Source organism: Lachnoclostridium sp. (assembly GCF_031997925.1).
GTDB lineage: Bacteria > Bacillota > Clostridia > Lachnospirales > Lachnospiraceae > Lachnoclostridium.
Genome location: NZ_DAMADT010000042.1, coordinates 1 through 11,229, shown reverse-complemented (window position 1 = coordinate 11,229; position 11,229 = coordinate 1). Strand labels below are relative to the sequence as shown.

11 protein-coding genes are annotated in these 11,229 nt (G+C 35.7%); 10 read left to right on the top strand and 1 reads right to left on the bottom strand.

What is annotated here, in order from left to right; all coding sequences use genetic code 11:
• Nucleotides 1–143: 143 nt before the first annotated feature.
• Nucleotides 144–2,390 carry a glycosyl hydrolase family 65 protein gene (locus tag RTP52_RS18545; RefSeq protein ID WP_312372861.1) on the top strand — a complete coding sequence of 749 codons (2,247 nt, stop codon included), beginning with the start codon at nt 144–146 and terminating at the stop codon, nt 2,388–2,390.
• Here RTP52_RS18545 and RTP52_RS18540 read toward each other — a convergent pair.
• Nucleotides 2,387–3,397, bottom strand: coding sequence for a LacI family DNA-binding transcriptional regulator (locus RTP52_RS18540; protein WP_312372860.1), 1,011 nt, complete (start codon nt 3,395–3,397; stop codon nt 2,387–2,389). The genes RTP52_RS18545 and RTP52_RS18540 overlap by 4 nt on opposite strands.
• A 180-nt stretch (nt 3,398–3,577) precedes the next feature.
• Between RTP52_RS18540 and pgmB the strand changes: the two genes are divergently transcribed.
• The 9 genes from pgmB to RTP52_RS18495 all read left to right on the top strand — a co-directional run bounded on the left by pgmB (nt 3,578) and on the right by RTP52_RS18495 (nt 11,052).
• Complete coding sequence (gene pgmB, locus RTP52_RS18535; RefSeq protein ID WP_312372859.1) at nt 3,578–4,240, top strand: beta-phosphoglucomutase; 663 nt, start codon at nt 3,578–3,580, stop codon at nt 4,238–4,240.
• A 49-nt stretch (nt 4,241–4,289) separates the two neighbouring features.
• A complete protein-coding gene (locus tag RTP52_RS18530) occupies nt 4,290–5,846 on the top strand; it encodes a glycosyl hydrolase family 28 protein (protein ID WP_312372858.1) in 1,557 nt (518 codons plus the stop codon).
• Nucleotides 5,847–5,947: 101 nt separating this feature from the next.
• Nucleotides 5,948–6,574 carry a discoidin domain-containing protein gene (locus RTP52_RS18525; RefSeq protein WP_312101942.1) on the top strand — a complete coding sequence of 209 codons (627 nt, stop codon included), beginning with the start codon at nt 5,948–5,950 and terminating at the stop codon, nt 6,572–6,574.
• Between the two features lie 372 nt (nt 6,575–6,946).
• Nucleotides 6,947–7,291, top strand: a complete 345-nt coding sequence (locus RTP52_RS18520) for a hypothetical protein (protein ID WP_312101939.1) — start codon at nt 6,947–6,949, stop codon at nt 7,289–7,291.
• Nucleotides 7,292–7,630: 339 nt separating this feature from the next.
• Nucleotides 7,631–8,623, top strand: a complete 993-nt coding sequence (gene rfbB / locus RTP52_RS18515; RefSeq protein WP_312372855.1) for a dTDP-glucose 4,6-dehydratase — start codon at nt 7,631–7,633, stop codon at nt 8,621–8,623.
• Nucleotides 8,624–8,663: 40 nt separating this feature from the next.
• Nucleotides 8,664–9,860 (top strand): MerR family transcriptional regulator, encoded by a 1,197-nt coding sequence (locus RTP52_RS18510; RefSeq protein ID WP_312101934.1) that lies wholly within the window; start codon nt 8,664–8,666, stop codon nt 9,858–9,860.
• 26 nt (nt 9,861–9,886) lie between these two features.
• On the top strand, nt 9,887–10,045 hold the full coding sequence (locus tag RTP52_RS18505; RefSeq protein WP_312372853.1) for a hypothetical protein: 159 nt from the start codon (nt 9,887–9,889) through the stop codon (nt 10,043–10,045).
• A gap of 37 nt (nt 10,046–10,082) precedes the next feature.
• Nucleotides 10,083–10,361: a hypothetical protein gene (locus RTP52_RS18500; RefSeq protein ID WP_312372852.1), complete on the top strand. Its 279-nt coding sequence runs from the start codon at nt 10,083–10,085 to the stop codon at nt 10,359–10,361.
• Between the two features lie 340 nt (nt 10,362–10,701).
• Nucleotides 10,702–11,052 (top strand): hypothetical protein, encoded by a 351-nt coding sequence (locus RTP52_RS18495; RefSeq protein ID WP_312101930.1) that lies wholly within the window; start codon nt 10,702–10,704, stop codon nt 11,050–11,052.
• Nucleotides 11,053–11,229: the final 177 nt, after the last annotated feature.

Here is an 11,229-nt window from a genome sequence, read left to right as displayed (position 1 = left end):
CTTGAGATACCAGGTTAACCAAAAAAAGGGCACCGTTACCCTTAATTAATTGATTAATTCTATTACTCAGTAAGTTTGTGTTCTGCGCTGCATCCACGAACTTAAGATGCGCCAAGACGGCATAGGAATGGGGGAGGAAAGTTATGGATTGGACGCTGACGGAAAATGGTTATGACAGCAATCTCGTAACAACGCTTGGTAATAAATTTTTCATAGGCAACGGATATATGGGAATTCGAGGTACTCTCGAGGAATATGAAAAGGACCAATTAGTTGCCATTAATCTTTCCGGAATTTACGATCAAGTTGGAGAAAAATTTCGGGAACCCATCAATGCTCCCAATGCTCTTTACACTTACATTGAGATTGCGGGTGAGCGAATTGGATTACCTGATTCAGAGATGAAATCTCATCAGATTACCTTAGATTTCTCTCATGGTGTGTTTGGTAGGAAGACTTCCTATCCTACCAAGCATGGAGAGATTACAGTCGAAAGTGAGCGTTTTTGCTGTATGGAGCAACCTCACATTATTTGTATGAAATATTGCATTCATACGAATGCTGATATGGAAGTAACTTTAGTATCTGGAATTGATGCAGATGTTTGGGATATCAATGGTCCTCACCTTAACAATGTAAAGTTTTCAAGTTCCAGCAAAGAAGAGAATACTTTTGAACTGTCAGTCCATGCGAATACTTCAGAGAAGAAGTTAGGAATCAGTGTTTGGGAGATCACCTCTTTGCGTATCTTGGATGATGTTATTCCAGACTGTTTAGAACAAAGAAAGAAACAGCAATATACACATGAGGTTGTAAAAGCAGAAAGTAAAATATTAAATCGATTTACAATCTCGTTATCTGCAAATGGGATGGTGTGTTTCTATAAATACATAGGAATCTATACAGAAAAAGATAGTGATTTATATGAGAGGGAGAATAAAGACCTATTGCATCATGCCCTTCTACAAGGTTACGGAACCTTAAAAAGCAATCATATGGAATGGTGGAAAAAATGCTGGGAAAGAGATCAAGTACTAATAGAAGGTGATGAGGAAGCTATGCAGGCACTAAATTATTCTTTATATCATCTGATTAGTATAGCCCCAAGACATAGTAAGAGTATGTCAATACCGGCACGAGGTCTATCAGGACAGACTTATAAAGGTGCTGTATTTTGGGATACGGAGATGTTCTTACTTCCATTCTACCTTTATACAGAGCCAATGGTCGCACGGAGTTTAGTGAAATACCGGATTGATACTTTAGAAGGTGCGAAAAAGAAGGCGAAGGAGTATGGTTATTTAGGAGCATTTTACGCATGGGAGAGTCAAGAGGGTGGATACGAGGCTTGTTCGGATTATAATGTTATCGATGTTTTTACCGAACGCCCAATGCGCACTTACTTTCGTGATAAACAGATTCATATATCCTCGGCAGTTGTGTATGGGCTGATGTCTTATGTTCATACGACAAATGATTACTCCATTCTTGAAGAAGGAGGAGTTGAGGTAGTATTCGAGTGTGCACAGTTTTATTACTCCATGCTACTTCAAAAAGTTCCTTTTGGACAATTTGAATTACATGATGTGGTAGGACCAGATGAATACCATGAAAGAGTGAATAACAATTTTTATACCAACCGTATGGCAAAGTATACCTTTGATATGGCGGTTGAATTAATTCAAAATGTATCAAAACTTTCTCAGGAGACACAAAATAAATTAGCCAAACAGTATGGGCTGTCAGCCTTACTAACAAAGTTTGAAGAAGCTTCCAAACGGATATTTATAAAGATTCCGGATAAATATACGAAGCTAGTAGAGCAGTTTGATGGATACTATAAATTGAAAGATACTACCCTTGACGAAGTTCGAAGTAAAGTTATACATCCAAAAGAATATTGGGGTGGTGCGTATGGGGTAGCTGCTGATACAAAAATTATTAAACAAGCAGATGTGGTGACCACATTAGCATTGTTTCGTGACGAATATGAACAGGAAGTATTACAAAAGAATTGGGACTATTATGAGCCAAGAACAGAGCATGGGTCAAGTTTAAGTGCTTGTATGTATGCATTATTAGCATGTTATTGTGATAATCCCGACGAGGCATATCCATTCTTTTTAAAGTCAGCTATGGCTGATTTAAAAGGCGGTGGGAAGGAATGGGCAGGGCTTCTTTATATTGGAGGAACTCACCCTGCCGCTGCTGGTGGGGCTTATATGACAGCAGTATATGGATTTGCCGGACTAACAATAAAAGAAGGAAGTATTGCTGTTAAGCCATGCCTTCCTTCTTCCATAACAGAGTTAAGTTTTTCAGTACAAATAGGTGGGAAAAAATATAGAGTTACGGTGACGAAGGAAGATGCTTTCGCAGTACTTATTTAGATAGTTAAGACACTGTTTCTTTCTACCAAGTGAACCGGAAGTATAATCTCTCTTTGTTTTAGAGTACGATTTTCCAGGCGGTCTAGCATAAAGTAGGCCGCTTGTCTACCTTTCTCATTTGCATCCTGATGGATGGTGGTTAGTGGAGGATCGGTAATGCGGCTAATACTTAAATCGTCAAACCCAATAATGGAGATATCTTCAGGAACACGTTTTCCAGCCTGACGAAGTCCCGCAATTATTCCAGCAGCCATAATATCTGCTGTTGCAAATAGTGCAGTAATATCATTTCTTGCTGCGATTTTAGCGCCGGTATGTAAGCAGGAAGCAACATCCATGCCAGCTAAAAAAATCATCTCATCACGAATTGGAATATGAAATTCTTGTAATGCTTGCTTATATCCAAGTAAACGTTGATAGAGAACACCATTTTCTTTTATCAGAGGGGATACAAAGGCAATGTTTCGATGTCCGTGTTCTAATAAATGCTTTGTAGCAAGGTAACCGCCTTTATAATCTTCAAGACCAACATTACACATGTTACGATGACTGACATAACTATCAATTAATACAATCGGTATCGATAGCTTTGTTAATTCCTCATAAAAAGAATCTTTAAATATACCGGTAAAGAAAAGTCCGTCTACATTCCAGTTTCGAAGAAAGGTTTGTAAGTCATCGGCAGTTTCTACTGTACGTAACATTAAATAATAACCATTCTCCCGTAAGGTAGCTTCAATTGCTCCAATAAAGGCAGAGTGGAAAGGGTCCTCCATGAAGTTTTCTTGTTTATTTACGATTAAGTGATTGATAATTCCTATCACTTTAGAATTATTAGAAACCAAAGAACGGGCAGACATATTCGGTACATAACCAAGTTCTTTGATAGTGTCATTTATTCTTGCAATGGTTTCAGCGGATACACGACCTGATTTTCCATTTATTACATTAGAAACAGTGGTACAACTGACGCCAACGATTTGAGCAATATCTTTAATTGTAGCCAAGAAACGTTCCCTCCTTTTAACAGGTTTAAGGTTAAACCTAATAGCGTAAGTTTACCATTAAACTTTGAAAATGTATAGAGGATATTTTTAAGGATAACAGTGTGGGTATTCAAAGAATCGAGCAAGTAGCGTAAGCAAATGGCGGATATCTGCTTTGACACACAATGAAAGGAGAAAAGTATGATTAAAGGAGTTATTTTTGATTTAGATGGTGTTTTGGTTTCCACCGATGAACTACATTATGAAGCATGGTCTAAACTAGCAAGAGAATTAAATATAAATAATTACACGAAAGAGGACAACAAAGCACAAAAAGGGGTTAGTAGGATGGAGTCCTTAGAAATAGTATTAAAGAAAGGAAACCTAGATTATAGTGATAAGGAAAAAGAGTTACTTGCGGATAGAAAGAACAACTACTATGTAGAAATGCTAGACTCACTTGAAGATTCAGCTGTGTTAAAGGATGTAAAAGAAGCACTGGAAATGCTAAAGATAAGAGGAATCAAGATAGGGGTTGGTTCAGCCTCAAAAAACACTCCGCTTATTTTAGAAAAAACAGGACTTTCACCAAGTATTGATGCAGTTTCTTGTGGAATTGATGTTACAAAATCAAAACCAGATCCGGAAGTATTTTTAGTTGCTGCTAGAAAACTTTGTTTGCCGCCGAAGGAATGTCTTGTCGTAGAGGATTCCTTTGCGGGTGTTGTAGCTGCAAAAGCGGCAGGAATGAAGAGTTTGGCAGTAGGACCAGAACGAAAGTTTTTAGGGGCAGATTTTGATTCAGAGACATTATTAAGTGAGACAGATTGGGACTTGATGTTACAGATATCATACAATTTTTAAGCACCAGAATACGGTATGCTAAAAAATTGTAAAACTAGGGAGGAGCTATATGAGCCAAAAGTTTCGTAAGTTGGAAGGTATCGCAATTGTTGTATTATTCGTATGCCTGATAGGTCTTTTAGTTATTGTAGTGAATAAGAAAAGGCCTGCAAAGGAGGTTATTTCGATTCAGGAAACAAATCTAGTCTTGTATGATGGTCCAAAGTCTTTACGTGATGCTACCGAGGAGGATTTGGTTTCTGCAAATGAGAGCTCAAAAGATTTTTCACTGCTTCATTGTACCGATACTTTAGTAACGGTAAATGGTTATGATTGTTACGTGTATGATACGAATGTAAATCATTCAAGAAGATGGTATAGCGATTACATGCCTCCAAATGCAAGGACTCCAATTACCTATTTTGATTTTGAAGGTGTCGTAGAGGTAACAATTAAGGTACCTGGTATTGACTTAGAATCAGCTAGCATAAGTCCATTCAACTATGGAATTACACCAGTTATTGATGCGGAAAATCATACTGTTACATTTACGATTACAAAACCTGACCAATATACCATTATGTTTAATAAATCACCAGAAAGAGCGGTACATTTATTTGCAAATGAAATAGAGACGGATATACCATCCAAAGATGATAAAGATGTTGTATATATAGGACCTGGAGAATGGAATATTGAAAATATAATCCTTGAGGATAATCAAACTCTTTATATCTCAGGTGGTGCTGTTATTCATGGCATAGTAAATGCTAATTTTGCTAAGAACATCACCGTTCGCGGAAGAGGAATTATTGATGGCTCTAAGTTCAAAGGATGGAAGGGAAAAGAAGCATACATACCATTAAAGTTTGATAACTGCGAGAACATTTCGATTAATGATATTATTGTATTAAATCCGAATGCTTGGGTATGTCAGGCATTTAATTCTAAAAACGGTACGATAGATAATATAAAAATTATATCCTCTAGGCCAAACGGGGATGGTATTACGTTACAGTCCTGCCAAGATTACACGGTAAAAAATAGTTTTGTTCGAAGCTGGGATGATTCTTTGGTAATTAAAAATTATGATGATAACTCAAAAAATATAAAGTTTGATAATATGCAGTTATGGACGGATTTTGCACAGTCCATGGAGGTTGGATATGAAACGAATAAAGGCAAGCGAGAGAATGCTTTTATCTCTGATATTACTTTTGGGAATATCACTGTACTTCACAACTTCCATAAGCCTGTAATATCAGTTCACAATGCAGACGATGCATCGATAAGCGGAATAACCTTTAAAAATATTGTAGTTGAGAATGCTCAGATGGGAAGTGGAGATGGTGATGAGTTACCATACCTCATTGACATTAATATTGCACAGAGTTCTAATTGGTCTTCTACTAGAGAGCGCGGAACTATCAAAAATGTTGTAATTGATGGAGTTGATGTGCTTGGTGGTAAAAACTGCGCCTCAAGAATGAAAGGCTTTGATGCAGAGCATAACATTGATGGTGTTACCTTAAAGAATATCAATGTGTTAGGAGAAAAGGTCACAAGTCTGGAACAAGGAAAATTTGAAGTAGATGAAAAGACTGCAAAGAATATTATTCTTGAGTAAGAAGGAAATCAATATTTTGTGTCCTCTTAACCACGATACAAAACTTAATAATACGCATTGTCTTGAAGGAAAGACAAAAGCTGTGTAGAAATGAGGGAAAGATGAACAAAAAACGAGTTATTATCTTATTGTTAGTAGTTCTAAATGCCTTACTTTCAGTCTATACCCTTCGGTTACCTACGAAAGAACCGGTGGTGAGGGAAACAATAGAAACACATGTATCTACGCTAGATGCAATAGACCAGACGGAAGCATTAGAACACCCTGATTTTATTAAGGAAGAATATGTTGCCACCATTCCTGAGGGGGAAAATATAGCACTTGGAAAGAAGGCTACCGCTAATAGTTTTACTCAAAGTTATACCGCAAAGAAAGTAACGGATGGTATCGCCACTGGAGTTTCTTATTGGGAGGGAAAGCCTAAAAGCTATCCGAATATCATAACATTAGATTTAGAAGAGGTATACTCTATACATACGATACGTGTTCGTCTCTCTCCAATGAGTATCTGGGGAAAGAGAACACAGGATTTCTCTATATCAATTAGTGATGATAATGAGACTTTTACAGAAATAGTACCATCCAAACAATATACATTTGATCCTGATAGGGGGAATGAGGTTCAGATTAAGCTAGATAACATAGAGACACGTTATGTTCAGCTAACGTTTACCGCAAACACAGGTGCAGCAGCAGGTCAAATTGCGGAGTTTGAAGTGTATCACTAGGATATATGCTCTCGCTATTCGATAACACCTAAGAGGAGTGGGGAGGAGAGTATTTGCGCTCTTTCAAGTCGAATAGCATATTCTTTAAAATGATTGCATCATGAAAGAAGGAATCACCATAGCATATTTAAGTGCTGTGGTGATTTTTATGTTATTTGTGATTGCTATGCTCGCAATAAACCAGTGATACAAATCATTATAGATAATGAATATTAATTAACCAGGCTACAATTATTTTCTATATTTTATCTATTGAGCAAAAGATAGGAAAATATGGAATTTAACTGCAATTCATGTTAAGATTATATAACATACGACATAAAACTATATAATGTGAATGAGGTGAAAAGTTATTTCGAAAAGGGGGATTAGATGAAGTATAATCAGATTGAACAGGAGAAGGAAACTCGGAAAGAACTAAATACACTTTATGCAGAATTCGGGTATATATACAAAGATTATTGCTCAAAAGAACAACACGAGGAATTAGCTAATTTAAAGAAGGAAGGACATCCCTTACCGGACAACTTATGCTATGATCCAAAACTAGAGAAGTTATATTATAGTATTCCATCGGGCTTATCAGCGGATGAACTTAATGATTTAACGAGATTACGTATGCTAAAGTATACAAGAAACATAAGTTCTGGAGTAAATTTTATTGTAGTTGTCATTATACTTGGGTTCTTAATAAATATATTCTCAAACTTTATATAGAGGATTTATTTAAGGTTGACTATATCTTAAATGGAGGAATATAAATGAACTATCCGTTTAATTGCATAATTGATTAATTCAATAGCAAGAACTGAAAATGCTTGTTGGTGGGCTCAATTATAATATTTCATTATTAAAAATCATTATTAAAAATAACATTTGACTCTCTCCTTGCGTCACCCTTTATACTCCAGTTATCACGTGATCTTAGAACGCGCAAACAAATCAATGATAGCATACGATTTTATAGTGGTATACGATAATGCCGTACAATATAATATCGTACAAAATTCGCTATCGTTCTTTGGTAGGCACAAAAGTGCCAGAATGGAGGTAAGGATGAAAACATATTTTGTTACAGGTGGTGCAGGGTTTATTGGAACTAATTTTATTAAGTACCTTTTCGAATCTTACGGTGAGGATGTTAGGGTTATTAACTATGATAAGCTAACTTATGCAGGAAATCGTAAGTGGTTAGAAGAATTTGAAGAGAAGAAAAACTATCGGTTTGTGCAAGGGGATATTTTAGAGATAGAATTGTTAACAAAAATCTTTAAAGAAGAGCAGATAGATTATGTAGTGCATATGGCAGCAGAATCTCATGTTGACCGAAGTTTGCAATCAGATACCGAATTTTTTCAAACCAATGTCATTGGGACTAGGGTGCTTTATCATACTATTCATAACATTTGGGGAGATGATATAAGTGATAAGAGGATTCTACATGTCTCAACCGATGAAGTATATGGTGATTTAGAGGAATCTGGACAATTTATGGAGAATATGCCATTACACCCGAATAATCCTTATTCTGCAAGCAAAGCAGGAGGAGAGATGGTTGCGATTGCTTATCATAAGACCTATGGATTACCAATTGTACAGACAAGGTGTAGTAACAATTTTGGCCCATATCAACATGAGGAAAAGTTAATTCCAAAGTGTATCAAAAACTGCTTGAATCATAAGAAGATACCAGTGTATGGAGATGGACAAAACATAAGAGAATGGCTCTTTGTTAAGGATCACTGCATAGCGATGGATTCTGTATTATTAACGGGTGAGTTAGGAGAGGTATATAATATCGGGAGTCATCAAGAGATGAGTGCTCTTCATATTGTCACTACCATCCTTCATTATCTAAAAGAACACGTGGATTCGTCCCTATCAATGGACTTGATTGAATTTACAGAGGATCGTCTTGGACATGATAAACGATATGCAGTTAATACGGAAAAAATAGAGAGAAATCTCGGTTGGGCACCTAAAACCGACTTTGAGAAAGGGATGGCTGTTACAATAGATTGGTATCTAAAGGAGTACGGATTGCGTTGAGTTAGTCTTTATAAAAGACGATGGAGAAATGAGGGAATTTATGAAACTAAACCAAGAGAACGTTTATTTTACTGTAGGTGAATTTGCTAAGTGCGCTAACATTTCAATCAGAACACTTCGGTATTACGATAAGATAGGGATACTTCCGCCATCAAAACTAACAGATTCAGGTTATCGTTTATATACGAATTCAGATTTTCTAAAACTCCAAAAGATATTAGCATTAAAGTTTTTTGATTTTAGCTTAGAAGAAATTGAGAGTATGGCGAGCGGCACAGTGGATAGGGAGAGTTTTAGAGACTCTCTCCATCTGCAAAAGCAGTTACTGCAATCAAAGATAAATCAGTTAGAAGTTATTAAATCTACGATAGATCAAGCAGATGATATGTTACAATCTGATAAGGAGATTAGTTGGGATAAGATTACAGATATTATTCATGCAATGAATATGAAACAAAGTATCAGAGAGAATTATAAAAATGCAGATCATCTCAATGTTAGAATCTTATTACATAAAAAGTACTCAAAGAACCCTGAAGGCTGGTATCCTTTCCTAGCAAATCATATTCCTTTTGCTAAAAATCAAAAGATATTAGAACTTGGCTGCGGTAATGGTACCTTTTGGGTAGAAAACGAAGCTATTCTACCAGATAAATTATCAATAACAATAACGGACATATCACATGGGATGGTAAAGGTTGCAAAAGAAGCCATAGATCAGACAAACTTATCTTGTACCTATCATGTTATGGATATTAATCATCTTAACTTTTCTAAGGAAACCTTTGATCTTGTGATTGCCAATCATGTACTCTTCTATGCGAATGATCGAAATAAGGTTTGCGAAGAAATTGCGCGTATTTTAAAGCCGAATGGTGTATTTGTTTGTACAGCTTACGGACAACAACATATGAAGGAAATTGAGCAGATAACGAAAAAGTTCAATCCTAAGATTACTCTTTCGGAAGTAAATCTTTCGGATTTATTTGGATTAGAAAATGCGAGGAATTATTTACAGCCTCATTTTTCTTCTGTAAATAGAATGGATTATAAGGATAGATTAATTTTAGATGATTATCGTCCATTGCTTCACTATGTTCTTTCTTGTCATGGAAATCAAACAGAAGTGCTCCATGGGTATCGTAAAGAGTTTGAGTATTATTTAGTAGAGCTGTTCCGGCAAAAAAGACAAGTTGAGATTACAAAACAGGCAGGAATGTTTGTATGTAGAAAATAAGTTTATTAGGGAAGGAGTAGATACTAATGGCGTCTTGGATGGTTCATTTAAGGGTGGGGGATAGAGTATTTGAGCAACTTTTTGATATCTTACCACACGAATTTATTGTTGGTAATATTGCACCGGACTGTGGAGTACCAAACGAAGACTGGTCAGTATTTACACCAAGAATTCTGGCCATTTGACGAGCTGAAAAAAGCCAATGAATTTAAGAATTCTTATATGAAGGAATTTGATGAGTCTGCTTTCGCAGATCGAATAAAATATATCGTAGAATTTTATGAATCGTCTGTAAGAGACCTAGATCGTGAATATCCTTATTTAAATGAGAAAGAAGCAGATAAGTTTGTAGAAGAAACGGTAGCATACATATTATCAGATGATATACTTGGAAAATTTACAGTTACAAAAGACTATATGAGTCGTTTACCTGAAGAGATAAAAAAACATATTGATGGGGAACCGTTTATCATAGAGCACATCGGTTGTTCTAGGTATTAATGGATGAGTTGTTCTAATTGTCGGGAATTCATTGTTTGCGATACGAGGATGGAAAATCTTGTATTTGAATAATACAAAACACCTTGAGATAATGTAGAAAAATAAATTTTCCTAGAAAATATTGAAGAAAGTGAAAAATATGGGATAATACAAAAAAATAATTTCACATATACATTACATAATCGAAAGATAAATCGTTTAAACTCTATGAAATGTGAATTACTGTATAGAAATGTAAAAAAATACAAAGGAATGTTTGACATATAATTCCAAAGGCCTTATAATAAATATGGGGATATCAAAATTTAAATACATGGGTATACGTTAAGGGGTGAATATATTGAAGAAAGTCATTTTCTTGCTAATGATAGTGTTATGTTTATCAGCTTCAGTTCATCCAATGGAGGCGTTTGGAATTATACCAGCATATTCAGAGGAATTTGACAATGGAATTGATAACGTAACCGTATTAAAGTCTGTGGTATTTGATACATTCCTGGTTAAATCGGAAACTTTGCCTAGGGAACAAACAAACAAGCCGATTAATGAGAATCCGAAACAAGAAGGACAGGCTACTACAGAGGAAGCTCCTGCTAAAGTAGATTTTATATACATACTACTGGTTGTCATCGGCTTTATGCTATTAGGAGCCTTTATGCTTCATGCAAAGGATAAAAGAAAAGATTTATAATAGGGGCTGAAAAAAGACCTGTTGCAAAATAAGTTACCAAATCTAAGGTAAAATATTTTGTAATAGGTCTTTTTTATAAGTACTAAAAGCTCTTAATTTTATAGTGATAAATAATAGCAGTTTCAGTGAGGGGTAAGGGCTATGTGAATAACCCAGTAAAGCAAAGAGTGGCTTAGG

What these genes read in the sequence shown, in the direction of transcription:
- RTP52_RS18545 (WP_312372861.1), top strand. Translation starts at nt 144, where the DNA reads ATGGATTGGACGCTGACGGAAAATGGTTATGACAGCAATCTCGTAACA.
- pgmB (WP_312372859.1), top strand. Translation starts at nt 3,578, where the DNA reads ATGATTAAAGGAGTTATTTTTGATTTAGATGGTGTTTTGGTTTCCACC.
- RTP52_RS18530 (WP_312372858.1), top strand. Translation starts at nt 4,290, where the DNA reads ATGAGCCAAAAGTTTCGTAAGTTGGAAGGTATCGCAATTGTTGTATTA.
- RTP52_RS18525 (WP_312101942.1), top strand. Translation starts at nt 5,948, where the DNA reads ATGAACAAAAAACGAGTTATTATCTTATTGTTAGTAGTTCTAAATGCC.
- RTP52_RS18520 (WP_312101939.1), top strand. Translation starts at nt 6,947, where the DNA reads ATGAAGTATAATCAGATTGAACAGGAGAAGGAAACTCGGAAAGAACTA.
- rfbB (WP_312372855.1), top strand. Translation starts at nt 7,631, where the DNA reads ATGAAAACATATTTTGTTACAGGTGGTGCAGGGTTTATTGGAACTAAT.
- RTP52_RS18510 (WP_312101934.1), top strand. Translation starts at nt 8,664, where the DNA reads ATGAAACTAAACCAAGAGAACGTTTATTTTACTGTAGGTGAATTTGCT.
- RTP52_RS18505 (WP_312372853.1), top strand. Translation starts at nt 9,887, where the DNA reads ATGGCGTCTTGGATGGTTCATTTAAGGGTGGGGGATAGAGTATTTGAG.
- RTP52_RS18500 (WP_312372852.1), top strand. Translation starts at nt 10,083, where the DNA reads ATGAAGGAATTTGATGAGTCTGCTTTCGCAGATCGAATAAAATATATC.